At 69.1% G+C, this 25,628-nt stretch carries 23 protein-coding genes and 3 pseudogenes; 19 read left to right on the top strand and 7 right to left on the bottom strand.

Annotated features, from left to right (window positions below; translation table 11 throughout):
• The first annotated feature begins 61 nt into the window (after positions 1–61).
• Positions 62–556, top strand: coding sequence for a DUF6624 domain-containing protein (locus ACIQR3_RS30140; RefSeq protein ID WP_403543802.1), 495 nt, complete (start codon positions 62–64; stop codon positions 554–556).
• Between the two features lie 296 nt (positions 557–852).
• Here ACIQR3_RS30140 and ACIQR3_RS30135 read toward each other — a convergent pair whose 3' ends face one another.
• Genes ACIQR3_RS30135 through ACIQR3_RS30125 form a run of 3 tightly spaced genes read right to left on the bottom strand, consistent with a single transcriptional unit; the run spans position 853 to position 3,157 of the window.
• Positions 853–1,443, bottom strand: coding sequence for a phosphatase PAP2 family protein (locus ACIQR3_RS30135; RefSeq protein ID WP_403543801.1), 591 nt, complete (start codon positions 1,441–1,443; stop codon positions 853–855).
• A complete protein-coding gene (locus ACIQR3_RS30130; protein ID WP_403543800.1) occupies positions 1,440–2,624 on the bottom strand; it encodes an MAB_1171c family putative transporter in 1,185 nt (394 codons plus the stop codon). Before ACIQR3_RS30130 ends, ACIQR3_RS30135 begins: the two co-directional genes overlap by 4 nt.
• The gene (locus ACIQR3_RS30125; protein ID WP_403543799.1) at positions 2,621–3,157 is read right to left on the bottom strand and encodes a secondary metabolite protein; all 537 of its coding nucleotides are present in this window, start codon (positions 3,155–3,157) and stop codon (positions 2,621–2,623) included. The genes ACIQR3_RS30130 and ACIQR3_RS30125 overlap by 4 nt, the downstream gene beginning before the upstream one ends.
• Positions 3,158–3,750: 593 nt before the next feature.
• Between ACIQR3_RS30125 and ACIQR3_RS30120 the strand changes: the two genes are divergently transcribed.
• The gene (locus ACIQR3_RS30120; RefSeq protein ID WP_403543798.1) at positions 3,751–4,605 is read left to right on the top strand and encodes a helix-turn-helix domain-containing protein; all 855 of its coding nucleotides are present in this window, start codon (positions 3,751–3,753) and stop codon (positions 4,603–4,605) included.
• A gap of 45 nt (positions 4,606–4,650) precedes the next feature.
• On the opposite strand, the gene ACIQR3_RS30115 is transcribed toward ACIQR3_RS30120, so the two are convergent.
• The gene (locus ACIQR3_RS30115; RefSeq protein WP_403543797.1) at positions 4,651–5,094 is read right to left on the bottom strand and encodes a helix-turn-helix domain-containing protein; all 444 of its coding nucleotides are present in this window, start codon (positions 5,092–5,094) and stop codon (positions 4,651–4,653) included.
• 623 nt (positions 5,095–5,717) lie between these two features.
• Here ACIQR3_RS30115 and ACIQR3_RS30110 point away from each other — a divergent pair.
• From ACIQR3_RS30110 to ACIQR3_RS30065, 10 genes are all read left to right on the top strand, one after another.
• On the top strand, positions 5,718–6,623 hold the full coding sequence (locus ACIQR3_RS30110) for a helix-turn-helix domain-containing protein (RefSeq protein WP_403543796.1): 906 nt from the start codon (positions 5,718–5,720) through the stop codon (positions 6,621–6,623).
• A gap of 3 nt (positions 6,624–6,626) precedes the next feature.
• A complete protein-coding gene (locus ACIQR3_RS30105; protein ID WP_403543795.1) occupies positions 6,627–7,319 on the top strand; it encodes a hypothetical protein in 693 nt (230 codons plus the stop codon).
• A gap of 134 nt (positions 7,320–7,453) precedes the next feature.
• Positions 7,454–8,116, top strand: a complete 663-nt coding sequence (locus ACIQR3_RS30100) for a WhiB family transcriptional regulator (protein ID WP_403543794.1) — start codon at positions 7,454–7,456, stop codon at positions 8,114–8,116.
• Complete coding sequence (locus ACIQR3_RS30095) at positions 8,113–9,786, top strand: hypothetical protein (RefSeq protein ID WP_403543793.1); 1,674 nt, start codon at positions 8,113–8,115, stop codon at positions 9,784–9,786. The genes ACIQR3_RS30100 and ACIQR3_RS30095 overlap by 4 nt, the downstream gene beginning before the upstream one ends.
• Positions 9,783–9,974: a hypothetical protein gene (locus ACIQR3_RS30090; protein WP_403543792.1), complete on the top strand. Its 192-nt coding sequence runs from the start codon at positions 9,783–9,785 to the stop codon at positions 9,972–9,974. The genes ACIQR3_RS30095 and ACIQR3_RS30090 overlap by 4 nt, the downstream gene beginning before the upstream one ends.
• 92 nt (positions 9,975–10,066) lie before the next feature.
• Positions 10,067–10,300 carry a hypothetical protein gene (locus ACIQR3_RS30085; protein WP_403543791.1) on the top strand — a complete coding sequence of 78 codons (234 nt, stop codon included), beginning with the start codon at positions 10,067–10,069 and terminating at the stop codon, positions 10,298–10,300.
• On the top strand, positions 10,297–10,923 hold the full coding sequence (locus tag ACIQR3_RS30080; RefSeq protein ID WP_403543790.1) for a hypothetical protein: 627 nt from the start codon (positions 10,297–10,299) through the stop codon (positions 10,921–10,923). Before ACIQR3_RS30085 ends, ACIQR3_RS30080 begins: the two co-directional genes overlap by 4 nt.
• Positions 10,920–12,641: a relaxase/mobilization nuclease domain-containing protein gene (locus ACIQR3_RS30075; protein ID WP_403543789.1), complete on the top strand. Its 1,722-nt coding sequence runs from the start codon at positions 10,920–10,922 to the stop codon at positions 12,639–12,641. Before ACIQR3_RS30080 ends, ACIQR3_RS30075 begins: the two co-directional genes overlap by 4 nt.
• A gap of 172 nt (positions 12,642–12,813) precedes the next feature.
• On the top strand, positions 12,814–13,176 hold the full coding sequence (locus tag ACIQR3_RS30070; RefSeq protein WP_403543877.1) for a hypothetical protein: 363 nt from the start codon (positions 12,814–12,816) through the stop codon (positions 13,174–13,176).
• A 78-nt stretch (positions 13,177–13,254) separates the two neighbouring features.
• A complete protein-coding gene (locus ACIQR3_RS30065; protein ID WP_403543788.1) occupies positions 13,255–13,950 on the top strand; it encodes a hypothetical protein in 696 nt (231 codons plus the stop codon).
• A 97-nt stretch (positions 13,951–14,047) separates the two neighbouring features.
• Here the strand turns inward: ACIQR3_RS30065 and ACIQR3_RS30060 are convergent, their stop codons facing one another.
• From ACIQR3_RS30060 to ACIQR3_RS30050, 3 genes and pseudogenes are all read right to left on the bottom strand, one after another.
• On the bottom strand, positions 14,048–14,869 hold the full coding sequence (locus tag ACIQR3_RS30060) for a DUF317 domain-containing protein (RefSeq protein WP_403543787.1): 822 nt from the start codon (positions 14,867–14,869) through the stop codon (positions 14,048–14,050).
• An 11-nt stretch (positions 14,870–14,880) separates the two neighbouring features.
• Positions 14,881–15,171 carry a hypothetical protein gene (locus ACIQR3_RS30055; protein ID WP_403543786.1) on the bottom strand — a complete coding sequence of 97 codons (291 nt, stop codon included), beginning with the start codon at positions 15,169–15,171 and terminating at the stop codon, positions 14,881–14,883.
• Positions 15,172–15,264: 93 nt separating this feature from the next.
• Positions 15,265–15,619: pseudogene (locus tag ACIQR3_RS30050) on the bottom strand (DUF317 domain-containing protein).
• A gap of 218 nt (positions 15,620–15,837) precedes the next feature.
• Between ACIQR3_RS30050 and ACIQR3_RS30045 the strand changes: the two are divergent.
• The 7 genes and pseudogenes from ACIQR3_RS30045 to ACIQR3_RS30015 form a co-directional block, all read left to right on the top strand.
• Positions 15,838–16,202: pseudogene (locus tag ACIQR3_RS30045) on the top strand (hypothetical protein); the annotation flags it as partial.
• 239 nt (positions 16,203–16,441) lie between these two features.
• Positions 16,442–17,266, top strand: a pseudogene (locus ACIQR3_RS30040) (IS5 family transposase).
• 274 nt (positions 17,267–17,540) lie between these two features.
• A complete protein-coding gene (locus ACIQR3_RS30035; RefSeq protein ID WP_403543785.1) occupies positions 17,541–18,830 on the top strand; it encodes a hypothetical protein in 1,290 nt (429 codons plus the stop codon).
• Between the two features lie 302 nt (positions 18,831–19,132).
• Complete coding sequence (locus tag ACIQR3_RS30030; protein WP_403543784.1) at positions 19,133–19,897, top strand: TnsA-like heteromeric transposase endonuclease subunit; 765 nt, start codon at positions 19,133–19,135, stop codon at positions 19,895–19,897.
• Positions 19,894–22,164 (top strand): transposase, encoded by a 2,271-nt coding sequence (locus ACIQR3_RS30025; protein ID WP_403543783.1) that lies wholly within the window; start codon positions 19,894–19,896, stop codon positions 22,162–22,164. Before ACIQR3_RS30030 ends, ACIQR3_RS30025 begins: the two co-directional genes overlap by 4 nt.
• Positions 22,142–23,404: an AAA family ATPase gene (locus tag ACIQR3_RS30020; RefSeq protein ID WP_403543782.1), complete on the top strand. Its 1,263-nt coding sequence runs from the start codon at positions 22,142–22,144 to the stop codon at positions 23,402–23,404. The genes ACIQR3_RS30025 and ACIQR3_RS30020 overlap by 23 nt, the downstream gene beginning before the upstream one ends.
• Positions 23,397–25,277, top strand: coding sequence for a TniQ family protein (locus ACIQR3_RS30015; RefSeq protein WP_403543781.1), 1,881 nt, complete (start codon positions 23,397–23,399; stop codon positions 25,275–25,277). The genes ACIQR3_RS30020 and ACIQR3_RS30015 overlap by 8 nt, the downstream gene beginning before the upstream one ends.
• The last annotated feature ends 351 nt before the right edge of the window (positions 25,278–25,628 follow it).

Here is a 25,628-nt window from a genome sequence, read left to right as displayed (position 1 = left end):
CTGCAGGACGGTGCGTTACGTCCCTTGCTTGACCGGCACACACTACGAAGATCGGCCCACCATGGATCACGATCTCGCCGCCGAGTTCCACCGCCGAGCGGAAGATGACCAAGCGGCACGCCGCCTCGCGGCCGAAACCCATGACGGACGCGAGATGCGCCGGATCGATCTCGACAACACGGCCTGGCTCCAGCAGGTCATCGTCGAACGCGGCTGGCCGGGTGTCGCGTTGGTGGGTGAGCAGGGCGCCGATGCGGCCTGGCTTCTCGCTCAGCACGCCGACCTCGCCCCCGCCTTCCAGCGCCAGGCGCTCGACCTCCTGAAGGCCGCGGTCGCGGCCGGAGACGCCCCTCCACGCCATCTGGCCTACCTCACCGACCGGGTTCTGGTTGCGGCCGGCGAACCCCAGCTGTACGGAACCCAGTACACCCATGAACCAGACGGCTCGAACCTGCGCCCGCAGCCCATTGCCGACCCTGACCGGCTCGACGAACGCCGCGCCGCGATGGGTCTGGAACCAGCTGCAGAATACGACCGACGCATGCACGGTTGCTGAGCGACCTCGGACTGCCCAAGGGACAAGACCGCGAGAACGGAATGCCGCGGAGGGCTGGCAGTTCACCGGCCAGGACCTGGTCGCTACGGCACCTGCACCACAGCCGAACGCGTCCGCCAACAGCGGCGCAAGGTCACTGTGCGCGCCACCGCCCTGATCGCGTCCCATGGGCCGGCGGTACTGCTGCTGGAGCGAAGGGCGCAGGCGAGACGTCCACCACGTTCATGCATGTGACTCGGGGCTGAATCCGTGCCAGAAACGACCTGGTCGTCTTGGCGAGAGGGGCGACGAGCCGGTCAGCGGAGGGCGGAGAACACGGCTGCAGCGACGGTGGAACCAAGGATCGTTCCTGCGATGACCTGCGCCGGCGTATGGTCGCGCAAGGCGATTCGGGACCAGCCGACGACGACGACCAGGGCGTATCCCCACAAGGCCCAAGGTCCGTAGGTCTGCACGAGCATGATGACGGCGCCGGCGGAGACGGCCTGGTGGACGGAGATCTTCCAGACCAGTGTGATCACGGCGAGGGCAGCCAGCGTGAGGATCATGCTGGCGATCAGCGCGATGAGGATGTGCGGGGCCGCGAAAGCGGCCATCAGGGCGAAGCAGGTCAGTACCGAGGCGAGGATGACCGCCATCACCAGAAGGCGGGCCTGCTTGGCTCCGACGTTGCGGTCGACCCATCTCCCCTTCTTGATGCCGTGGTCGATGAAGAGGATCGGTATGACGGCGGCGAAGAGGACGCCGACGAGGCTCCAGGCCAGGCCGGTCCAGTGGCCGCCGTACCAACCGACGGCGAGGCAGACGATGACGATCCAGGTTTTCGGGTGCAGGCGGTCGCTGATGACGCGGGCGAATTCCTGGCGGGGGGACAGTACGGTGCTCATACGGTGTGTTTCCGGTTCTCGTCTCGGATCATGGCGGCCTCGGCCATGGCAAAGGCTGCGACGTGGGGGCAGCGGTCGAAAGCGGCGCTGACCCGGAGGATCCATCGCAGTTCGGTTGCTGGGCTCATTCCGTCACTGCCCGAGTCCGGGTGCCGTCCATGGTGAGGTGTGGCGACCGGCTTGGCCAGGACTGCTGTCTTGAGCCAGGCCGCCTCGGCGACAGCCGAGTGCTTCATGGGCGGGTAGCCGGCGCGTTGTGCCATGAGGAGGGCTCGTTCCTGCACTTCGACGGGCAGGTACTCGCGCAGGACGAGCGTGGCGTCGCTGATTTCAGTGAGTCGTCGGTTGAGCAGGAAACGCGTGCGGCCGGGTCCGGCGGCGACGGTCAGGTGGACAGAGGGGACGGTCGCGGTGAGTGTCTGCCAGAGCGGCTTCGTGGCCTCCAGCGCTCGTCGCTCCCGCAGGGCCGACGCTGCGATGGAGGCGGGTGCCAGGCAACTGCCGGCGCTGATGGCCGTGATCGCCGCGTCCTTGAGGACCTGGGACACGGCGGCGGCGTTCTCGATGTCCTCTGCCGTCACCGCTCCGCCCGCGACGTCCGCCAGGTGCCAAAGGCGCTGCACGGCGTACAGGACGCCGATGACTCCTCCGAGGCTGAGGAGTGCGTGGCCGGCTCGGACCCACCGGTTGCTGGCGTGCCGTGCCGCGTGCGCGAACAGGATGGCTGTGACGGTCATGGCGGCACCGATGTAGAGGGTGAAGACCGCGACGTGCAGGAGGGCCCAGCCGGAGAGGCTGGGCACGGTCAGGATGTCGTCCGGGACCCGGCCGTCGCTCGGCGCGAGGACGAAGGCGACGATCATGAGCGTGAGGCATGTCCCCTCAAGAAGCCAGCGGGTCCGCTGCAGCAGTCCCTCCGGTCTCACCACAGCGATCACGAATTCGAGGACCGACGCCGCCGAGACGACGCCGAACAGGTGCTTCAGCAGGTATCCGGTGCTGCGGACTCCGGTGACGGAGTCGATCCAGTCTGCAACCTCGGGAATCTCCAGCGTCATCGCGGCGGCGAGGCTGAGGAACGCCAGCTCCAGGAATCGCTGCTTATGCGAATTCCACAGCGACGGCGCTCTCCACAGCGCCACGGTCCAGAGCATGCTGGAGATGACGATCTGGGCGCTCACCGGCAGTCCTTCCGCGGGTGGATCATCGTGGCGTCGACCCGGGCGAGTACACCGTGCATGGAGCTGGCCGGCGCGATCGGCAGCGTTTCGACGAGTTCGCCGAGGAGGGACGCGGTCAGTTCCGCATCGTGCTCCTGATCGGTCGAGTAATCGGTGCGTCCGAAGACGGCGCGCACTCGTGACGGCGCGATCCCCGACGGCAGCGCCGCCAGCAGGGCGGACCGGCCCGCGTCACTGCTGTGGTCCAGGAGCATGTGGCCGATCTCGTGCAGGATGACCTGGGTACGGTGTCGCTGGCTGGTAGCCCGTACATGGAAGACGTGGTCCTCGTCGGCGTAAGCGATCCACAGCCCGCACGGTGTGTTCAAGCCGTTGCCGGCCGGGAGTTCCCGCAGGACCATCTTGCGTCCGCGCTTCACGGACAGCGCTTCGCAGAACGCCGCGATGTCGAAGGGCTGCGGGATACGCACGTCGTGCAAGGCGCGCTCCGCCGTACGCCGAAGACGCAGTTCGCGCTCGCTCATCTCGCTCACGCGTGCGGGGCTCTCACGCTTCCGCCGAAGAAACATGGGGGGATCCTTAAGTGCGGATGGAACGGGGCACCAGAAGCCGGACGAAAGGAACCCGGCCCGGAGGTCGTCGGCTGACATGGCCCGTGGTGGTGTTACACCGGTGTCCGGTCCGAACAGACCGGAGTGGAAGGCAGGCTCAGGAGGATTAATCCCAGAGGGCTGGGCCTCCGGCGTGTGCTCTGACAGCGGTGGACGTCAGCTAACCGGACCGCCGTGAGCACGGAAGGACACTGGCCGGGGCGTTGCCGCACACGTCCGGATTTCCGCCACGGCACGCGCATACCCCTTTCGCATCGTTCGAGTGACGGAACTGCCGCTCACCGCCGAACCGATCTTAAAGCCACAGGAAGCCCAGATTTCCTGTGAGTTTTCGCATGGGGAAGTCACAGTTCCCCATGGCTGACCAGGGAGAACACTGGTTGAGCGATAAACGATCTCACTGAGGCGATCAGCCCGCTTTATCCCGACAAGGCTCCCGCTGATAGGCTCACGCGTCGGGGGGTCGCCCGACAGGGCGGCAAACGATTGTGACCCACGCCTCAAGATCGATACCTATGCCCGACGACCGCCCTCAGAACAAGCAGCAGCCGACCCTGACTCGCATATTGCGTAAGGCTCGGCAACGCGTCGACCCTCACAGCGTTCCCGAGGTCGTCGCCGCACTCGGTCCCCGCAACGGACCCGGCCTGACACAAGCCGAAGTCGCTCACCTGCTGGGCGTTTCCGTCAAGTGGTATCGCAGCCTGGAACTGGGCAAGCCGCTGACGTTCTCGAAGGGACTCCTGGAGAACGTTGCCCGCATTCTGAATCTGAGTGCTGACGAGTGGAGCACTGTCTGGCGCCTGACCCATGGGCGCCTGTCCTCGGACACCGACCGGGCACCCTCGTACCACCGGACCCCGCCGGCAGCCGTCCAGCGGTTCGTCGAGGGGCAGCCCTGGCCGGCCTACCTGTGCGATCACCGATGGGACCTGATGGCTTACAACAAGGAAGCCGCACAGGATTTCCCGTGGGTACTGGACGGTGCGAACGTCATGATGTGGGCGCTCACCGATCCGGAGGCGAGGCGCCTGCTGGTGGAGTGGGAGGATGACTGGGCTCCCGCCCCGATGGCCCTGCTCCAGCTACAGGCCGAGCTGCGAAGCGACGACGCGGGTCTTCAGTCGATCATCCGGGCCGTTCATGCCGACGCAGTAGCCCGCCGTCTGTGGAATTCCACGGCACTGCCGACCGTGTCCCGTCTCAAGTCCGACTGCCCTCGCAGGATTCTTCTTCCCCGGAAAGGTAAAGAGCCATTTTGGGTGAGTCTGCTGACAGCCCCGATTGATGACATGCCGTCATGTCACCTGACAGCTGTCATTCCAGCCGCACCGAGAAGGCGTGCTGCGCCGCCAAGACCTCAACCTTGATCGCCATTCTCGCGTTCCAGCTTCTCTTCGCAGGAGACTTGTCGATCAGTCAGCTTCGGGCGCGTCCAGCCCTTCGGCCTTGCAAGCCGTCTCGATAACAGCGCGGACGGTGCGAAGACCGTCTTCCGACAAGTCACTCGCCCGAGCGAAAAGCCCCACAACGCCAGCCTTCTCGGCGGCAGTCAAGAGCTCCAGAGCGGCAACAATACGCCGGGCGCTCTCGTCACTGGTTCGCCTGGAGAAGTAGTCGGTCGTCACCCCGAAGAAGCCACCCAGCGCTTCGAGCGTGTTGAGCGTCGGATTGGGCTTGACGCCTTGCCGAAGCTGCGCAATGGCACTGGTGGAGACTCCGGTGCCGCGGGCCACATCTGCGTTGACATACGGACGGCCCGTCTCCGGGTTCTCCATGGCAAACAAGGCATTCAGACGGTCCTTGACCGTGCCGCCTTCCGGCGCAGGGCCGCCACGATCTTGCATGTCGCCTGACATGTCGGCCTCACCTCCGTCTCCTCGCCTCACGGCATCATACTTCAGCACCTTCCAGGCGCGCCAATCCCGCACGTGGCGACACTTCAGTGTTGACAGCGGGCGGGCCACATGGCGTAACTTCCCCCGAACAAAGACACTAAAGTGTCGCTGACCGTCTAAACGAACGGAGCGTGCACCACTATGGCACTGCCCTGTCGGGGCTGTCCGGGCCTGCAGGCTTGAGGAGCGCTCGCCCGTGCGACTAGTACAGAGTTTGAGAACTAACTCTGGACCTTGACACAGGTCCGTGCGTATGTTCGTCGTCCCCCGGGCGGCCTGCCCGGCCACGACAGACGCGAGGAGTCACCGCAACATGCGTGTGCTTCGGGCCTTATAGGCCCACACACAGCGACGGCGCCCGGGAGAGGCAACTCCTGGACGCCGGACGCTAACGGCCGAACCCGCCCCGGCAAGGGCGGACATCGCCACCATCACCACGCCGAACCCTTCCACGGGGCGCTTCAGCGTGGCAGTACCAAAGGAGATTCTTGCATGCGCGCCGCCCTGCGCAAAAGGCCCGGCCGCCCGGCCCGCACGGCACCCCGGCCGGTGCCCGCACACCGCGTCACGGTCGGGAGTGGCCGATGAGCGTCGACACCCGCGAGTGGGTCTGGGAGTTCAGCTCCAGCCGGGGTACCGCCCGCCTGGTGCTGCTGTCGATCGCCGACCGCGTACCGGATGAGCAGTGCGTCGCCTGGGCGTCGGTCGCCAGTCTGGTCAAGCGTACGAATGCGAGCCGGACCGCTGTACGTGACGCTCTCGTCGCCCTCGCCGACAGCGGGGAGCTGGAGGCCCTGAAGGAGCTGCAGGGTCCCCAGCGCAGCGCGGTCTACCGACTGCCCCGCGCCGCCGCGTGGCTGGCGAAGGTCGCGGAGGCGGCGGAGGAGGACCCGGAGGCGTACGTCGAGCCGCCCACCGAGGCCGACCCGGTGCCGGAGGTCGATGAGAAGCGGCTTCAGCGGCACGGGATCTGGCCCAAGAAGGGTGCGGAATCCGACCCCTCGCAGCGCAATCCGGCCGGTGCGGAATCCGGCCCCTCGCGACGGAATCCGACCCCTCGACGTGCCGGAATCCGGCCCCCGCACGGTACGGATTCCGGCCCCCAGAACCGTAGTGAACCGAAGGTGAACCGTAGGTACAGCAGTAGTGGTACCTGCGTCACCACGGCTGACGCGTGGGAGGTCGACCCAGCCAGCCGAGCCTGGGCACACCAGCAGGGACACCTCGACCGCCTCGGCGAGGAGGGTCTGGAGGCGGCGGATGCCAAGTGGCGTGCCCACCGCTCCGGTCACAGGCCCCGCTCGGCGGCTGCCTGGGCTGCGGACTGGCGCTCCTGGGTGGCCCGGGAGCACTCCCCGGACCGCCCACGGCTTCGTGCCCTGCCCGGCGGAGAGTCCGCTGCGGCAAGCGGGATGACCCGTGCCGAGGCCCACACCGCCGCCCTGCTCGCCGCCCTCGGCGGGCCGACGCCGACCGGAACGGAGGCATAGCCCATGGACCGCCGCGAAACCGCCGCGCTGCTGGCCTACATCGGCCGCCTCGACCCCCGCTTGATCCGCACCACCGAACGCGAGGCCGGCGACCAGCTCGCCCAGTGGCACGAGCTGCTCGCCGACGTGCCGCTGGCCACGCCGCACGGCTGGGATGCCCGCGTCGTGGCCCGCCGGCACATCAGCGTCTCGCCGTACCAGATCCTGCCCGCGGACATCGGCCGGCCCTGGGCGAACTACAAGCGAGACCGCCTCAACCGCCACACCGACCCCACTCCGTCGGCCGACCCGGACGACCAGGCGGCCTGGACAAACGAACTGGTCCGCCACCGCCGTGCCGTCGCCACCGGCCAGACGCAGCCCACCGAGTACCGGCAGCTCAGCAGCAGCCGCCGGACCGAAGCGAAGGTGCGCGCGATGCCGGAGCGGCTCGGCTCCTGCATCCCGACGGAGGTCCGGGCAGCTCTCGCACCGTGGCGGACCGCCCGCGCGGCGCACGAGGCCGCCGTCGCCCGGGGCGAGATCGATGTGCTCGCCGTCGACTGCGAGAAGTGCGGGGCCTCCGTCGGCCGGCCCTGCCGCATCCGGCGTATCGACCCCGGCGGCTTCCCGCGCGGCAACAAGCCGATCGCGCAGCCGCACGAGTGCCGCCGTGACCTCGCCACTCAGAAGGCTCAGCAGACCACGACGGTCTGACCGGGTGGGCCACCGCCCACTGTTCCGTCCAGGCTGCGGCGCTCGCTCGCCCGCAGTGCCGCAGCCTGCCCCGACGCCGCGTCCGTGCCGCCGCCAGCGGCCGGCCGACGCGGCAGCACCTCCGGAGACTTCCCTTGCGCCACATCACCACCCACTACACGCCGGCCACCGGCCTGCGCGGACTCGGCGACACCAGCTGGCAGCCGTACGGAGCCTGCCACGGCATGGACTCCTGGGACGCCGACGCCGTGTTCTTCCCCGGACCCCGCGATCACGCCGCCATCGCCGAGGCCAAGGAACTGTGCGGCTGGTGCCCGGTACGCCGCGACTGCCTCAACTACGCCCTGGAACACGACCTCCAGGACGGCATCTGGGGCGGGCTGACCAAGGCCGAACGCCGCCCCTGGCACAAGGGGCTGCCCCAGCGCATGGACTACAGCCGCGTGGTCGCCTTCTTCAACGGCCGCGACGTGCACCTCACCGATGCCGAGCGCCAAGTGGTCATCGACCACGCCTACGTGCGGGGCTGGCGTGCCGATCGGCTCGCCGCCGCCCTGCAGATCAGCCACAAGCATGCCCGGGACCTGCTGCGGCAGGTCGCCAACAAGGTCTTCGACCGCGATCTGACCCTCGGTGTGCCGCCCAACCCCTACAAGAAGAAGGGGAAGCAGAACAAGAAGAAGCGGAAGCAGGCGGCCGACAGGCCCGGCACGGAGCCGCAGGAACAGCAGCGGCCGGTGAAGCCGGGGTCAGCGGAGACGACCAGTGAGCGAGCCACTCTCGGAAAGGCAGCATGACCCACCTCGCCCTGTCCCTCGGTGCGGCCCCCGACCTGTCCGTCCTCCTCATCACCGGCTCCATCGGCGTCATCGTCCTGGCCCTGGTCTGGGCGGGCGTGGCAGTCCGGCGCCGCAGGCCACGCCGGCAGAAACGTCTCGGCAACCTGGCGGTCACGGCTGCCGCGGTCGCGGCGCTGGGCAGCACCGCCTACAGCGCGGACACCAGCTGGCGGTTCGCCGCCGACTACCTCGACATGGCCGGCACCGCCGAACGGATCGGCATGTTCGCCGCCGCCGAGATGGGGCTGTTCGCCACCGCACTGATGGCCCGCCAGAACCTGGCCACCCAGGGCATGCCGGGTCTGCCGGGGACCCTGGTGTGGGTGATCACCACCGTGCAGGTCGTCCCCGCCTATGCCGAGAGCGGCCTCGTCGGTGGCACCGTCCGCGCCTTCGTCGGTCCCGTGATGGCCGCGATGCTCTGGCACCTGGCCATGGGCATCGAACTGCGGCTGCGCACCCCGGGGGCCGCCTCCCACGGCCTGCTGGCCACCCTCGGCCGGGAGACCCGTGAGCGGCTGCTGTCCCGCCTGGGCATCGCCGCACGCGACCGGGACGCCGCGCAGATCACCCGCGACCGCGCCACCGCCCGCGCGGTCGCCCTCGCGGCACGCCTCGCCGAGTACACACCGCAGCAGCGGCAGAGCCAACGCGGTCGGCGCCTGACACGCCGGCTGTCCAAGGCGATCGGCAGGGCCTCGGTCGGTACCGATCCCGTCCAGCGCGCCGAACTGCTCGCCCAGCTCGCCGCCCGTCGGCACGCTCTCACCCTCGCCACTGTGCCCCTGGCATCCCCCTGGTCTACGTACCAGAACAAGGGCACCGTCCTGGTCCCCGCTGAAGGCGTCGGAGCCGGAACGGTCCCCGGGACCGCTGGCAGTTACACGGGGACCGGGGACCGAGGGGACCGCATCACGGGGACCGGGGACCGCGCTTCGGGGACTGAGGACCGCACACCGGGGACCGGGGACCGTAATGAGAGAACCGCAGCGAGCACCGGTGACCGGACTTCCGGAGCGGAGCACCACCAGGCCGACTCTTGTCCTGAGCCCGGGACGGCCGCCCGTCCCCTCACCGACTTGGCTGCTCAGGCGCCTGATACGCGCCTGCGTCCGAGGGACAACGCGACGGGGACCGGCACCCGGGACCGGGGACCGAGGGACATCGATCCGGGGACCGCCACCCACGGGGACCGGGGACCGAACCACCCCGAACCGGGGACCGCCACCCACGGGGACCGGGGACCGAACCACCCCGAACCGGGGACCGCCACCCACGGGGACCGGGGACCGAACCACCCCGAACCAACCGGACACGCGGTCCCGGTCCGTCGGCCATCACCCCAGCAGACCAAGCCCAGGGTCAGACGCGGTGGCCGGTCCCGCGGCCCGCAGGTACAGCGACCGTTGCGCGAGGCCGAGCAGTCCGTGGAGCAGCTCGTCGAGCAGGTCCGGCCTCATGTCCCCGCGCTCCTCGCGCGGGACGGCAACGAGGCCGTCACCCGGGTCCAGCTGCGGGAGATTCTGCGGCGCGAGGGCCTCAAGGGCGGCCGGAACGACCGACTCAGCCTCGTCCTGCAGCAACTGCGCGACGAGGACAGCACGACGACGAGGAGCAGCGCCCGATGAAGACCTGCCGCCAGTTCGCGGCTCTCCGAGGCGAGTACGAGCGGGAGATCGGCTTCCTGAGCGCCCACGCCGCGCGGTACGCCGGCAGGCCGGCGGCGAAGTCGAGTGCGACGACCGCCGCGTCCACGAAAGCAAGGATGGCCAGGGCGCTCAACAGCCACGTCCAGCGCTGCCCTGAGTGCGGCTGACCAGCCAAAGCAGCACGTCAGAGCACCTAATCGCATCTGGTGGCCCGGCTGCGCGCCGGGCCACCACCCAGCCCCACCCTCGGGAGGCCCCAGTGAACCCCAACCCCACCGGCTCCGCCTCAGCGACCGCCGAAGCCGGCGTCTGGGCGGACGTCCTGGTCCGCCGCCGGCTCCTGCACGCCGCGGTCCGCGCCCCGGACGGGCAGTGGCTCGTCCAGCACGCCCCCGACGGGCCCGTCCAGGTCCTGCCCCGGCCGACGGACGTCGTCGAGCTGGCCGCAGCCGTCCAGCACCGTATCCGCTCCATGAGGACCCGTAACCGATGACCATCCCGCCCGAGAACGGCACCACCCCGCAGCCCGCGTCCGACGTCAACTCGGTCGCGAGGCGAGCAAGTTGGGGCGGAAGCATAGCTTCCGCCATTCCCGCCCCCGAGGGGGCGGGAGAGGACCTGCACCAGGGGGCGCAGGTCCTTGAGGCTTCGACCGAGGGCGGATCGAAGCCGGGGCAGGGGGAGAAGCAAAGTGATGCGCGTGTACGCCGACAGCGCGCTCCCCGCGCTCGTCAGCGCCCGCGCCAACCACCCGACAAGAAGCGTCTGCGCCAGCCCGCCACGCGATTCAACGAAGACGAGTACGCCCTGATCACGTCCGCCGCCTCTCGATGCAATCTGTCCGTCGCCGGATTCCTCGCCCGCTCCGCGCTCGCCGCCGCCCGCGACCTCGACCGCACCAGTGCCGAGATCGCCGACGAACGCGAAGTGATCACCGCCCTGTTCGACAGCAGACGTCGGCTCGGCTGGGCCGGCAGCAACCTCAACCAGGCCGTGAAGGCACTCAACTCCGGTGCCGAGGCGCCTCAGCTCCAAGCGGCTGTCGCCGCCGTGCGCCGTGCCGCCGACACCGCCCACGAAGCCGCCACCCGGCTGATCGAGCGCCACCGCTCATGATCCCCAGCGTCAACCCGTCCGGGTCGGACACCAGAGGTCTCCTCTACTACCTCTACGACACCGGCAAGTACGAGGACCACACAGACCCTCACCTCGTCGCCTCCTTCGACGGTATGTCTCCCGACCCCGGACGCGACCCGAACGCCACCCTCACCGACCTTCAACGGCTCCTGGACCAGCCCGTGATGGCCCTGGCCAAGCATGCCCGCCCGGCCAAGCACGTATGGCACACGTCCGTACGCGCCGACCCGGGCGACCGAGTCCTGTCCGACGAGGAGTGGTCGGACATCGCCCGCCGTATCGTCGCCGCCACGGGCATAGACCCCGGCGACGGACAACCCGGCTGCCGCTGGGCCGCCGTACGCCACGCCGACGACCACATCCACATCGTCGCCACCCTCGTGACCGAAGACGGACACCGCCCCGACGACTACCGTTCCGGAGCCCGCGCCCAGGCCGAGGCCAGGCTCATCGAGAAGGAACTCGGACTGCGTGAGGTCGCGCCCGGCGACGGAACCGCCGCCCAGCGCCCGACCAGCGCAGAGCGCCACAAGGCCGAACGTCAGGGCCGCGAGCGCACGGCACGCGAGGAGCTGCGGGAGACGGTGCGGCGCGCGGTGGCCGGCGCCCGGAGCGAGGAGGAGTTCTTCGACCGGCTGGCCGCCGCCGGCCTGCTGATCCGCAAGCGTGCCGCTCCGTCGGGGGACCTGCTCGGGTACAAGGTCGCCTTGCCCGATGACCGCAACAAGGACGGAGAGCCGGTGTTCTACCCCGGGGCCCGCCTCGCCCCGGACCTGTCCCTCCCCCGGATCCGCGAACGCTGGTCCGCCGACGCCCATGCCGAGGACTCCCCCGCCCCTGGACTGGCCTCGCGTGCGGTGCCGGGCGGTCCGGCCGGTGCCCGGCGGCGTGCGGCCTCGGCCGCGTGGCAGGCGGTGCTGGTCATCGAGGACGGTCAGGACGCGGTCGCCGCCGCGCACATCGCGGCGGCCGGCGAGGTCCTGGACGCTCTCGCGAAGACCTCCGCCGCCCACACCCGCCGCGAACTGCGCGAGGTCGCCTTCGTCTTCGAGCGTGCCTCCCGCTCACACGTCCGGGCCGAGCGCGGACACGACCGGGCGCTGCGGCAGGCCGCCCGCGACCTCGTCCACGGTGGTCCCGCTCTCGGCCGGGGTGAGGACGGGGCGACGACGGCCATGGCGATCGACATGCTGTTCTTCCTCATTACCGCGGCCGGCCACTGGCACGCGAAGAAGGGACATGCCCAGCAGGCCGCCGCCGCGCGCCAGGCCGCCGAGCACCTGCGCGCCGCCTACCAGGCCGCCGCCGCCCAGCCTCTCGGCGCGCTCTACCAGCGTGGCCGGCGCCTGGGCCGCCCGCTGCTGAACCGGCAGACGCAGGTGCTGCGCGAGGCGCTGCCGGCCCTGGCCGAGCGGGTCCTGGACGAACCGGGCTGGTACGCGCTCGCCGCCACCCTCGCCGACGCCGAGGCAGCCGGCCACGACCCGGCCGCCCTGCTGGCCGACGCCGCGGGGCGACGGGAGCTGGGCACGGCGGACTCCGTCAGCGACGTCCTCGTGTGGCGGCTGCGCCGCAGCGCGGACCTGCCCGCCGACACCAGCGACGCCGTACCCGTCACCGCCACGGCCGAAGCGCCCGCTCGCCGGACCAGCGGACGGGCATCCCGCAGGCCAGAGGCCCGGCGCGGGCGTTCCTGACTGTGGACTTTACGAATTGAAAAGGCCGCCGGGCCTGGGGCACGATCAACAGGCGAGCAGGACGAGGCAGAGGAGAAGGACCCGGGTGCTCAACCGAATAAGCCGCAGGCGCAGGACCCGCACCGACGATCTGCACCGCATACATGAGCAGTTCTGGCCGGAGCTGTACGACATGGTGCCCGAGAACGTGCTGCGGATCCAGGCCGAGCGGCAGGCCGCCGCCCAGCCGGCCGCCGTCGTGGACGACTTCCTCCCGCCCGAGCTGCGGGTCCCCAGCCACGACCAGATCGCCGGGCAGATGATGCCCTGGTCGCAGCCGATCGTCCTCGACGGAGACGTGGTCGCCTGCGCCCAGTGCGGTGCGTACCGGGACTGGATCATCATCTCCACCAACGACCAGGTCTGGCTGCGCTGCAGGGCCGGACACCAACAGCACGAACAGCGGCTGACAACTGCCTGGTTCAACCGCAATTCCGGGCCCTCCGACGCGACCTTCAGCTCCTTCGAGGACTGCCTGCGTCACCTCGGGCACTGACCCCCACTTCTACGACCCCACCGGGCCCAAAGGACCCGCACTGCCCAATTCACACCGAGCACAAGGGGTCACCTCACCATGCGCGTTCGCGCCACCGCCGCCCTCGGCATCACCACCGCTCTTCTCACCCTGCCCGCCTGCTCCCCCGGCACTGCCACAGACCGGGCCGCAACCACGGCCCCGCACAGCTCCGTCCAGCACCAGGACAACGACAACAGCGAGAACGCTCCGCTGTCGTCGGCCGCGCTGGAGACACGGCTGCTCACCCAGCACGACCTCGGCGACGGGTACGTCCACGCTCCCCAGACCAGCACGGAGCACGACGACGTCACCGTCGTGGGCTGCCCGGCCCTGGACGCGCTGGGCGGCGAGGCAGCCACCGGCGGCTCACTCGACTTCCCCCGACAGGCCAAGACCGGCTTCACCTACGACGCCAGCAGCGGCTCCGAGCTGTCCGAGGAGCTGTACAGCGACACCGCCGCCGCGCTGTCCGCCGACACCAGCCGGATCTTCGACGCCATGACCGGGTGCCCCACATACGAAGTCCTCGTCGGAGGCACCGCGATCGACGTCAGCACACGGGAGCTGGCCGCGCCCCAGCTCGGCGACGAGCAGTGGAGCCTGCTCATGACCTTCACCGCCGGCGGACACGACACCGTGCTCAAGCAGACCGCGATCCGGCAAGACCAGGTCCTCCTGGTTCTCTCCGGCTCGCCGGCCCTCGTCGACCTCCACCTCGACGAGGCCCTCGCCAAGGTGACAGCAGCCCGCTGACACCACGGCGTACGCCGGATATGGGTGAGGCCGGGCCACCCCTCCGAGGAGGGTTGGCCCGGCCTCACCCATATCCGGCCGCCATACGCTCGCCTCGTCAGGTGGCCGGGGCGCGCAGGAGCAGGTCCTGGGTGCTGTCCGGCAGCAGACGACGCAGGACCGGTGCGGTGGAGCTGAGGGAGCCGGCGAACGCGGCGACGAGATCGTCGGGCGTGCTGGAGCTGAAGGAGGCGGCCCACAGGCAGCGGGCGCCCAGTACCGGCTCGGCCCATGCCTGCCAGCCGGCCGGCTCCCTCTCGTCCGCTTCCTTGGTCAGGGTGCGCGGGTCGGCGTCCTGGATGAGCGAGGGCACGTCGCCGAGGCTGATGTGGGTGGCGAACGTCGGATCGATCGCGGCTGTGGCGGGCTGGTCGACGTCGCGGATCCAGCCGTGCGCGGTGACCGCGTCGACGACCGCCTCGGGCCCGCCGAACGGAAAGACAGGCTGATCGCGGGCATCGAGCGCGGTCACGAAGTCGACGAGGACTTCACCGGGGACTTCAGGGGTGAAGTACGCGGACCACTGCGCGAGCGGGCTGCCCACATCCCCACGGGCGCTGATCTGCCAGGCGACCGGCAGGTCCCCGAGGTAGAACGGCTCGTCCGCCAGGATCCACTGGGCCCAGCGCAGGGTGTCGGGGCTGATGTGCAGGACGGTGCTGCGCAGGACCTGCCGGTCCTCCGGTTCCTCGTCCGGTTCCTGCCGTCCGCGGATGATCGTCAGGCTCGTCCAGCCAAGGCCGGTGAGCGTGTCGGCGACGGCGTCGTAGAGGCGTCCGTCGTCACCGGCCAGGTGGCGGGGGCCGACCCAGTACCTGCGCTGGGCCGAGGTCGTGGCGGGCGGGTCGAGCGGGGAATCGGCGTTCAGGGGCGCCTCCAAGGCTGGGGGTTCTACTGGCCGCCGGCAGCGCGGCGGGCACGGCGTGGGGGCGGCTGGGTGGGAGACTGCCAGGCCAGCCGGACGGCGACCTCGGGCGGGAGGTGCCCGAGCTGGGTGTCGGCATCACGGCCCTCGGCGAGATAGACAACCGTCTGTCCCGTCTGGTCCGTGCACTGCACGACCTGTTCGAGGCGGTGGGCCATCGGGAAGAACGGGTTCATTGCCTGCCGCACCGGAGCGGATCCGTCGCAGCCGGACAGCAGGTTCACGAGGTCGTCTACGGTCATTTCCGTGTGCTCCACGGACATCCTCCTGGTGAGAATTGCGCACGGCGGCTCGGCAGGCTGCCGACAGGTGGAACGGATGCGGCTGCTGGGACTACCCGGCACGCGGTCTCACCGGTGACGGGAGGTCTCCAGCACCCGTGCCACGGCGGCGGCAACGATGTCGGCCGGCGTCTGCACGTCGAAGGAGATCTGGTAGCCCCGGACCCGGGCGGTGCCGGTGACAGCGATCTTCCAGCCCTCGCCGTCGGTGCCGGGGCGGCCGAGTGGGAACCAGCCGAGGTAGAAGCGCCCGTCCTTGCTGCTGACGTGGACGTCGGCGCGGTCGTCCACGAACGAGGTTGAAGTCGTCGGCGGAGAACTGGTCCATGACGAGCGTGGGCTGTCCCTGTCCGAGCTGCCACTCGCGCAGACGCAGCGCCTCGATGGTGGTACTGAAACCGGAACTTACGGACGCGACGGTCACGAGACATCACCTCACTGACCTGGTGTTTCTTGGGGAAGGTCGTCTACGTTGGCATGCGTCCGGGAACGTTGACCAGTCTTTCAACGATCTTCCTTGTCTGCCCCCGGCGAACTGCCACACCTACTCTCTGTGAGCGGCGGGGACGGTGGCTGTCCTACTCGGTCGGTATGGTGATCACCGAGCAGGTCCACCAGCAGGTGCTGAAGGTTCCGGTCCCTGCCTGGATGCCGATGCGCGCCCTGACGGCACAACCCGCCTCTGGGGACCCCGCCGCCTGCGGCTCCGCCTGTTCACCGCAGCCGGACAACTTCTCACCACCGGCCGCCGACGGACCCTCCGCCTGGCCGGGTACTGGCCCTGGCCCGGCCACATCACCGCCGCACTCGACCGGCTCACCGTCCTGCCGGACCCGGCTGACCAGCGGAATCACCCATCCCCACGACAGCATCCCGACACCCGGAGAAGTGGAACCCGGCACCACCCCGAGACAACACTCGGACCCTCGGCCTGCACAACCTCAACCGACAGCACGAAAACGGTCCACCGACTCCGTCGGCGGACCGTCACGAAGCTTCGAGACTAAGTGAGCGTTTGGTTCGCTTTCGCGGTAGTTCTTGGCAGATTGCGCCCCGGCATGGTCGCTGTATGACGACCCCGTATACGGGGATAAGCCCTCAATGGCCCACTTGGGGAATCTGAACGGCGCATGTTTTCGCCCAGCAATGCACCGTCTCATTTAGCAGTGCCCCGGCTTGCCCCGATGCCTCCACCGGCGACCCGCACACTCTCCCTGCGCCGGCCACGGTCCCGTACTCCGGCAGTATGCAGCCCAGGCGCCGCTACCCCAGCGACCTGTCCGACGCGCGATGGGAACTCATCCGCCCCACCCTCCAAGCCTGGCGGGACGCCCGAGCCGGCATCCGCCGCCCCACCCACGACCTGCGCGACCTCATGGACGCCATCCTCTACGTCGACCGCACCGGCATCTCCTGGCGCTACCTCCCGCACGACTTCCCCCCTCACCAGACCGTCTACGGATACTTCGCCAAATGGGAGACCGAGGGCATCTTCGACCAGCTCACCGGCCTCCTCCGCCGGCTCGTCCGAGAACGCGAGGGGCGCGACGCCCACCCCAGCGCCTGCGTACTCGACTCGCAGTCGGTCAAGACCTCCGCCAACGTCCACCTCGCCGACCAGGGCTACGACGCCGCCAAGAAGATCGCCGGTCGCAAACGACACATCGTCACCGACACTCTCGGCCTACTCCTCACTGTCCTGGTTACCTCCGCGGCCATCCACGACTCCACCGCCGACACCCGCCTCCTGGACCAGATCGCCGCCCGCCACCCCCGCGTCACCAAAGCCTGAGCCGACTCCGGATACAAGAACGCCGCCGTCGAACACGCCGCCACCCGCGGCATCGACCTCGAAGTCGTCCACCGCACCCCCGGCAGCCACACCTTCACCGTCCAACCGCGCCGCTGGGTCATCGAACGAACCCTCGGCTGGCTCATGCACCACCGCCGCCTGGCCCGCGACTACGAAACCCACCCACACCGATCAGCCGCCATGATCCGCGTCGCCGCCATCGACCTCATGAGCCGCCGAGTCACCCAGGAAAACACCACCAACTGGCGCGACACCTAACCCCCAACCAAAACGGACACCAGCGAACCAAACGCTCACTAAGTACCGCGTGCCGCCACAAAACCTGCACTCAAAACAAGCCATCTGATCCACGCCCCCTTGCTGTGAAGCTGCTGTGAAGATAGATCTTTCTTTTGATCGATTCGTTGAGTCAGGAGACATGGTGCGCGGAGTACGTAGACGCTTGGTATACACGGCCCTTCTTGCACTCGTAGGGTCCCTTATTGCGCCCGTAAGTGCGGCCAATGCGGAAGGTGTCGCAGACTCTTCACAAGTGGAGACGTACGTGCGGCCACTTGATGCGCCGCACCTCTCCATAGAGGAGCTGCACAGTGACACCGGACCGGACAGGCTCACCTCGCTGCGGAATCAGGAAGCCGAAAGACCATTACTTCCTCGCGAGACGGTAGGCGTTCCCACCCCTGCCGCCCTGCGTTCGAATGAGGCATCGGCCACCCCTATCTCCGCGACCGGCAACGCCGCAACCGCGGGAGAGGTGAGCACTCAGGCGATATCCTTGCCGGAGCCGTCTCATTCTATGACCCTCCAGGAATGCATCCTGGGGCTTGGTACGTCACAGTTCTACTTCACATCTCGTTTCGCGGCTTGTTCTGGCGCACAGTTCGATCAAGTGTGGCTAGTTAACGGAAAACCGGTCGGGACGAGCTCATTCGACGTAGTAGTCATCGGTGAAATCCCTCAAGGCAGCCGAACAATGATGGCCAGCTACTATTTTCTCGACTTCACTCGCACGGGAAATAACAATGCTCCAGCGATGGGGATCACCGGCAAGGCGTCCATTCCCCAAAGCTGGCCGTCAACAGCAAGCTATGAAACTGCCGGAAATCTCCCCGGAACAAGAACGTGGGCATCGATCGCCGACGGCGTAACGTTCAAGCAAACCGTCACGGCACCAGCGGGTCAGGCTGGAAACCTCGGAATTCACATGATCACCGGCATATACCAGCCTTCCATCAGTTTGACCGCCGCTCCAGGCTGGGTCATGGAACCAGGCGCTGGCGGAGACATTTTCTGGCTCCCGGTCCGCTGGGACGAAGCCGACTACCTTCCGGGAGCCGCAACGGGCGGCGCCGCCGTCTTCACCTACCTGGGGACCCTGGAGTACAGCACAGCCGCCGACGCCCCGGAAAGGGAGGTTGCTCTCCACATCCAGCAGGCGCTGAACAACCCAGAGCAGACAACCCCAGTCTGGTCCGGGAAAGACCTTCCGGGGGCAAGTTCCAGCGAACCCTTGACACGACTCTACAATGACACCAAGCGCAGAGAAAGAAACCGCTCCCGGGCACTGTGGAACTGCGTCAGCAGTTATGGACCAGCTTACACAGAGGGCGGGACCAAGCAGTGCGACGAGTACCCGTTTTCCTCCACCTATCAAGGCGCTTCGCAGTACGAGCACGACGCCCTAGCCGATATGCGGAATTTCAGTTCCATGCCAGTCCGCAAGGAAGACAACGAGGCTGCCGGTATTCTTTTGGGTCAGTTCTATGACAAGAATAGGATCATTGATGGCCCTGATGACGGTTTCATAGTGAAGATCAGCTAATTCCGGGTGGCGCACCTGCCGAATCGTGAGCCGAAGCTGCGGAGTTGTCACCGGCGGGACCAACTGAGCTGGTAAATCGGGACGTGCGAGGCAGCCTGGTTGTCACCAACGAGGCATCGGACTTGTCACAGACGCTCATTCAGCAGTCTTTCTGTCACCAGAAACGAAGATCGGGAGCCTGAGGTTCTCCAGGGCGCTTCCATGAGCTCATGTCCGCTACACGTGCCGGGTCGAGAAGGGTAGTCGACGCTGCTGACACGGGGTCTGTCTGGTCGCATCAGTGCAGCTGGGAGGACCTTTTCGTGCCGACGGACGTCGACGCGGGCAAGTTCGGTCTTGAGCTGGGCGACGGCTGGACGAGGCGGTGGGCGGTCTCGTGGCGGGCCGGTGGGGACGATGCGTCCTGCTCGGTGCACGATCTCGTACAGGAACCGGTGCTCACGAGCGACCCGATGCGGCACTTCACCTGGCGCCGGGACCAGCGGCACCGTCCTGGCCTGCAGTTCCTGACCAGCACCGGCCGTCACCACGGCGCGGAGAGCCTGGAGGAGAGCCGGGTGCTGCTGGCCCTGGACTTCGCCGGCGACGTGGTCGACGTCGTCTCGCAGCCGCTAAAGATCTCCTTCACAACCTGCGGGAAGCGCCGGGCCCACACCCCTGACTACCTCGCGGTGACCCGCCGCGGCGTCTGGCTGATCGACGTACGCCCCGAGCCCCTGATCAAGGAGTCGGACCGGCAGTCGTTCGCCGCGGCCGCCGAGGTCGCCGTCGCCTGCGGCTGGCGCTACGCGGTGGCCGCCCGCTGGCGCGAGCACGCCTTCGCCGGGCTGGACGCGATGGCGTCGCTGCGCCGGCTGAGTTCCGACCCGCTGGGGCTGCGGCCGGTGCTGCTCGCCGAGGCCGGGGGCGGGCGGAGGTTCGGCGAGCTCGCGGCGGCGACGGGCTGCGAGCCGGTCGCCCGGGCCCAGCTGCTGCACCTGCTGTGGTCGAGGCAGCTGGGAATCGACCTGGCCGGCCCGCTCCAAGACCGCTCGCTCGTGATGCCCGCCCGGGAGGCGGGCCGGTGACCGCGGCGGCGGTGCTGGACCTGTCCCCCGGCGCCGGGCTGGTGCTGGACGGGACGGAGTGGACGGTCGAGCGCCGCGAACCGCACCTGGGCCGGGTGCAGTTGGTGAAGGACGACGGCACCCGCGAGCGGATGACCTTCCGGTTCCTGGCCAACCATCCGCAGTGCCGGCCATCGTCACGGACGTCAGCGGCGGGGGCCGACCGGGGCCGCCAGCGCAAGGCGTCCGAGGACCTGAACGCGGGCCAGCTGGAGCTGACCGAGCTGCGGATGGCCCACCTGCTGGAAGTGGCGACCGGGTTCCGCTCCGGCGACCCGTTCCACCCGGGACCGGGCGAGCCGAGAGCCGAGTACGACCCGGCGACGACGACCCTCACCGAGCGACGGCACGCGAAGGTGGCGGAGCTCGCGGCCCTGGACCCTGCTCACGCGAAGCTGCTGGGGCTGAGCTCGGTCGGCTACCGCACGCTGATCCGGTGGGAGAACGCCCGCCGCCGGTTCGGGCTGGTCGGCTGCGCGGACGACCGTTGGCTGCGCCGCAGCGGCGGGACCCGCACGGTCTCCGAGGAAGTGCGGGAGGCGGTCCTGGCGGTCCGCGAGGAGACGAAGCGGATGGCGAAGGTGTCGATGCGGACCAAGGACCGCATGATCCGCCAGTACGTCCGCGAGGAGTTCGGGCCCGAGACGAAGGTGCCCAGCTACGACACCCTGCGCCGGCTCTGGCAGGAGTGGTTCGGCCCCGGCGGCGCCCGGCAGCGCTACGCCAGGTCGGCCGATCTGCCGGAGTCGCAGGGGCACGTCCTGGTGCACCGGCCGGGCCAGGTCGTCGCGCTGGACACCACGGTGCTGCCGGTCATGGTCCGCGAGCACGTCTTCGGCGACCCGGTGAAGATGCACCTCACCCTGGCCCTGGACGTCTGCACGCACTCGCTGGTCGCCTTCCGGCTGACGCTGGTCTCCGACACCTCGGTCGACGTCGCGATGGTGCTGCGGGACGTGACGATGCCGCTGCCGATGCGGGCGGACTGGGGCGAGGACCTGGAATGGCCCTACCCCGGCCTGCCCGCCGCAGTGGTGGCCGAGTTCGCCGGGCACGCCGTGGCCGGCCTGCCGTTCTTCACCCCGGAGACGGTGACCACCGACCACGGATCGGTCTATCGCAACCACCACCTGGTCGAGGTCGAGCGGGTGCTCGGCTGCCAGGTCCTTCCCGCGCGGGTGCTGCGGCCGACCGACAAGGCCGCCGTCGAGCGGGCCTTCGGCGTGATCCGGCAACTGTTGTTCGAGCACCTGGTCGGCTACACCGGCGTCGACGTCGCCGACCGCGGGGCCGACCCGGCCGCGGACGCGGTGCTGACCGCCGACCAACTCGAGCACCTGATCGCGACCTGGATCGTCGCCGTCTGGCAAAAACGCAAGCTGGGCGAGTACGCCCCGGCCTGGGATCCGGACGGCTCGCACAGCCCGAACTCGCTGTTCGCGGCGTCGTTCGCGCAGACCGGCTTCGCGATGGACATCCCCTCCCCGGAGCTGTTCTACGAGCTGCTGCCCGCCCACTACGTCCGCATCGACAAGCGCCGCGGGGTGAAGATCCGCGGACTTTGGTACGACGACCCGGACGTCCTGCGGGACTACCGCGGCGAGCTGTCCACGCGGGGCGGCAAGCACAAGGGCAAGTGGCTCATCCGCCGCGACCCGCGCGACCGGCGCCAGGTGTTCTTCCAGGACCCGATCAGCCATGCCTGGCACCCGCTGCCCTGGACGGGCATGCCCCAGGCCGGGCAGATGCCGGCCTTCGGGGACGCGCGGGCCAGCGCCCTGCTCGCCAAGGCCGCCGCGGCCGGACTGAAGCCGCAGTCGGACACCGAGCTGCTGCCCGTGCTGCTGGAGCTGATCGGCTCGAACATCCCCGTCAGCAAGTGGCCGAGCCAGATGAAGAAGTCCCAGCGCACCGAGCACGCCCGCGAGACCCACCAGGCCCGGGCCGCGCAGGCCGACCGGCCAAGGGTCCCGGCGGCGCCGGCCACACAGCCCATTCCCGTGCCTGCGGCTGCCGAGCAGGAGGCGGCCACAGTGCTGAGCTGGCCGGGCCGGGCCCGCCAGACGCAGGAAGCGGTCGCCGGCGAACGGCGTCGGCGCCGGGAAGCGGCCCGACCCGCACCCGTCCCGCCGCCCGAGCTGGGCCACAGCTTCCGCACCCGCAACGTGTTCGTCCTGCCCGAGGACGACCTGGAGGAGGACCGTGGTGGACCAGACGACGCCGGATGAACACGCGATCGTCCCGTTTCTCCGGGCCGGCCCGCCGCCGGACCGCACCCGCTGGGAGGGCTGGCAGCAGTGGCGGAAGATCCGCGGCACCTTCGTGCCCGCACCACGTCTGACGCCGGCCGAGCACCAGAGCCTGAGCCCCCGGCGGCGGGCCCTGCACGACCTGCACCGCACCGCGACGCACGTCAACATGCGCCTGCAGGAGACGCCGATGAGCGCACGGGTCGCGAACCTGATGCGCGGCCGGCTGCAGAACAACGCGGCGAAGGTCATGCCTGGCACCCGAGACGGCCTGAGGATCAACGGCGGCGGGTTCCAGGGCAAGACGGAGACCGCCTGCGACGCGGCCGCGTCCTTCGAGGACGTCTGGCGCGAGGTCCACCACCAGCTGCTGCCCGGCCACACCCCCGGCACCCGGGACGTGTTCGTGCCCGTCGCCTACTGCCGCCTGCCGGTCCGCGCCACTCCCAAGGGACTCTGCAAGACGATCCTGAACGTCTACGGCGACCCTCACCCCGGTTCCCTGGACGACCTGGTCAGAGCCGTCCGGGACGCGATCCGAGACCATCACACCACCGCTTTGCTGATCGACGACATCACCCGGCTGCGGCTGCACCGCGAGGATGACCAGGACACCCTCGACCTGATCCGCGAGCTGATGGACCTCAACGTCACCCTCATCCTGATCGGCGTGGACATCCCCGGCTCCGGGCTCCTGCGCGGCGCCTACTTCGACCAGCGCACCGGACAGTGGATCTTCCCCGACATCAAGCGGGGCAAGGGGCACAACGCCGCGGCCGCCACGCAGACCGGCCGCCGGTTCGACATGGTCGATCTCGACCCGTTCGACTACTCCACCCAGGCCGGCATCACCGCCTTCCTCGACCACCTGGCCGGCATCGAGGACCAGCTGCGGCTCCTGCGATCCTTCGAGGGCATGCTGACCACCGGCGAGATGCCCGAGTACCTCTTCGACCGCACCCGCGGTGTCGTCGGCCTGCTGCGGCGGCTGATCGAGGACGGCTGCACCGAGGCAATCACCACCGGCGAAGAACGCCTCACCCCCGAACTACTCGCGAAGACCACGATCCACCTCGGCAACCTGGGCGATCTCGACCCCGAGGCCGGAGAGATCCCCGACATCCCGCAGGACGTGACACCGCGACCGAAGTCTCGTCGCAAGCGCGGGCGGAACACGGTCCTCGACGACCGCGGCGGCAGGTCGGCCGCCGGTGACTGATCAGAGCACAGAACCCGGGCCGCGGGCCTTCGGCCGCAGCCTCGACCCGCTGGACGGCGAGTCCCTGGCCGGCTTCGTGCTGAGACTCTCCTACCGTCTGCGCGTCGCCCCCGCCCAGCTGGTCCGGCTGACCGGCCTGACCAATCAGGACCGATTCGACAGAGCAAGATCAGTCCTGTCCACCAGCCTGACCCCGGCGCAAGCCGGCCGCTTCGCCTCCGTCACCCGGCTCACGCCCGGCGAGGTCTCCGCGATGACGCTGGAGCCCTACGCCTCCCACTACCCCCCGGTGGGCCGCGCGATGGAGAACGTGCGCAACGGCCGCTTCCTGACGATCCACACGTCGGAATGGCTCTTCGCCATGACCGCCCGCTACTGCCCCGCCTGCCTCGCCGGGGACGGCTCTGCTGTTCAGAACGAGTACGGCGGACCATGGCGCGCCCTCTGGCGCCTGCCCGTCGTCTTCGCCTGCCCGCGCCACCGCCTCTTCCTCGAACACCTCTGCCCCGACTGCCGCGATCCGATCAACGCCAACTACCGAGCCCACTTGATCGCACGGCCAGCCGTCGCGGGCATCCACCCCGCCCACTGCCGCTCAACCGGGGCCGAACACCGAAAGAACCGATGGGCCGCCCCCTGCGGAGCCCGCCTCGGGCAGGGGCCCCGCCTCACCCACCGGCCCGGGCCCGCCCTGCTCGCCCTCCAGAACAAGATCCTCAGCCTGCTCAGCCCCGACCAGCCCGCAAAACCGGCACACCAGTACTTCACCGAGCTCCAACTACTCGCCGCGCTCGTCATGACGTCCTGGTCCCGCATCCGGCCCGCCGGCACCACCAGCTCGCTGGCCGCAGCCATCGACGAGTACCTGACAGGCCGCGACGAAGCCGGCGCCCTTCCCTACCACTCCAACAAACCGCCCCTCGACTCCCGGGCATGCGCGGGAGTCCTCCAGATCACCGATCGCATCCTGACCTCCGACGACCTGCGCGCAGCACTCGTTCCTCTCGCGCCTCAGGAGAACCGCACACGCACCGGCATCTCGCCCACCAGGCACGTGCTCTGGGACCAGGCTTTCAGGAAGCTGCACAGCGCCTGCTCCGAGCGATTCCAGCTCGCCGCCGACACCCTCGTTCCCACCTACCGCCGCACCGGCAAGGGCGGCCCCCGCCTCCCCGCCGTCGGCATCCGCTACCGCCCCGAGCACATCCCCGCTTCCCTGCCCCAGGCGCTGGCTGACCGCCACCTGAGCGCCTTCACAGACGTCGCGCCCAAAATGCGCCGCCGCAACGCGTCCGTCTTCCTCGTCCGCCGCGCGCAAGGCGGCACCCTCGACGAAGCCGCCCAGTTCCTCGGCATCAGCACTCCGGGCAAGACCATCGGCTTCACCACCAAGCTGACCCACTACCTCCGGGTCAACAACCTGCTGCACGACTTCGAGCTGGCCCTCGACGCCATCGCCGCCGACCTCCTCTCCAACCCCCTGGTCGACTACCAACGACGCCGCGAAGCCATGCACTCCTGGACCCTCGAAGCCCATGCCTGGCAGCGCATGGTCAGAGCGCTCCCCGTGTTCGGAAACCGGCCTCCCATCAGCGACGACCGAAAGCGCCTGGCCGTCAGCGTCTACATCTGGACCCGCGTCACCGAAGGCGAACACGAACTCGCGCCCTGCCCACCTCACATCGCGCGCGACCCAGAACTTCATGCCGAATGGAGCCGACAGCGGCACAACATCTGCCACTGGCTCCGAGAAGCCGACAAACACCCGTACTACCTCGCGCTCAAACCGCTGCTCGACACCCACGCCAAGCAACTGGCCTCGGCGATTGATGACACCTACAGAACCGACTCAGAAGGGCCCGGACATGGCTGACCCCGAACCTCTGAACGTGCTGCTGATGGGCTCCGAGGGAATGGTCTACATGCCTGCCGAGCAGACCACTCGTGAGAGCTGTGGCCGTAGCTCGGGTTGTTCGGCGAGGTGGCGAAGGAGCTCGGCGAGCCGTGGAGGCAGCAGGACGGGGTGGCGGCCCAGGACGAGGTGGGTGTGCTTGCCGTCGAGCTTGAGGTGCTCGGGCGTCAGATGACAGAGACGTTCGGTGGACGGGCCGAACAGCAGGGTGATCGCGCTGGCGGCTCGGACGTCCGTGGGCAGGGCATCGTCGGTCAGGCAGCGCTGGAGGAGCGGCCACCGATCGTCCTCATCGAGCAGCTTCTGCGGCTC

The sequence above is a fragment of the Streptomyces sp. NPDC090994 genome (assembly GCF_044768905.1).
GTDB lineage: Bacteria > Actinomycetota > Actinomycetes > Streptomycetales > Streptomycetaceae > Streptomyces.
Note: the sequence above shows the minus strand (reverse complement) of the source record. Positions and strands in the feature narration are given on the sequence as shown.

Excerpts from the sequence above, each read along its gene's own strand:
- ACIQR3_RS30120 (WP_403543798.1), top strand. The coding sequence starts at position 3,751 with ATGCCCGACGACCGCCCTCAGAACAAGCAGCAGCCGACCCTGACTCGC.
- ACIQR3_RS30135 (WP_403543801.1), bottom strand. The coding sequence starts at position 1,443 with ATGAGCACCGTACTGTCCCCCCGCCAGGAATTCGCCCGCGTCATCAGC.
- ACIQR3_RS30080 (WP_403543790.1), top strand. The coding sequence starts at position 10,297 with ATGACCATCCCGCCCGAGAACGGCACCACCCCGCAGCCCGCGTCCGAC.
- ACIQR3_RS30075 (WP_403543789.1), top strand. The coding sequence starts at position 10,920 with ATGATCCCCAGCGTCAACCCGTCCGGGTCGGACACCAGAGGTCTCCTC.
- ACIQR3_RS30140 (WP_403543802.1), top strand. The coding sequence starts at position 62 with ATGGATCACGATCTCGCCGCCGAGTTCCACCGCCGAGCGGAAGATGAC.
- ACIQR3_RS30115 (WP_403543797.1), bottom strand. The coding sequence starts at position 5,094 with ATGTCAGGCGACATGCAAGATCGTGGCGGCCCTGCGCCGGAAGGCGGC.
- ACIQR3_RS30095 (WP_403543793.1), top strand. The coding sequence starts at position 8,113 with ATGACCCACCTCGCCCTGTCCCTCGGTGCGGCCCCCGACCTGTCCGTC.
- ACIQR3_RS30070 (WP_403543877.1), top strand. The coding sequence starts at position 12,814 with ATGGTGCCCGAGAACGTGCTGCGGATCCAGGCCGAGCGGCAGGCCGCC.
- ACIQR3_RS30110 (WP_403543796.1), top strand. The coding sequence starts at position 5,718 with ATGAGCGTCGACACCCGCGAGTGGGTCTGGGAGTTCAGCTCCAGCCGG.
- ACIQR3_RS30065 (WP_403543788.1), top strand. The coding sequence starts at position 13,255 with ATGCGCGTTCGCGCCACCGCCGCCCTCGGCATCACCACCGCTCTTCTC.
- ACIQR3_RS30090 (WP_403543792.1), top strand. The coding sequence starts at position 9,783 with ATGAAGACCTGCCGCCAGTTCGCGGCTCTCCGAGGCGAGTACGAGCGG.
- ACIQR3_RS30105 (WP_403543795.1), top strand. The coding sequence starts at position 6,627 with ATGGACCGCCGCGAAACCGCCGCGCTGCTGGCCTACATCGGCCGCCTC.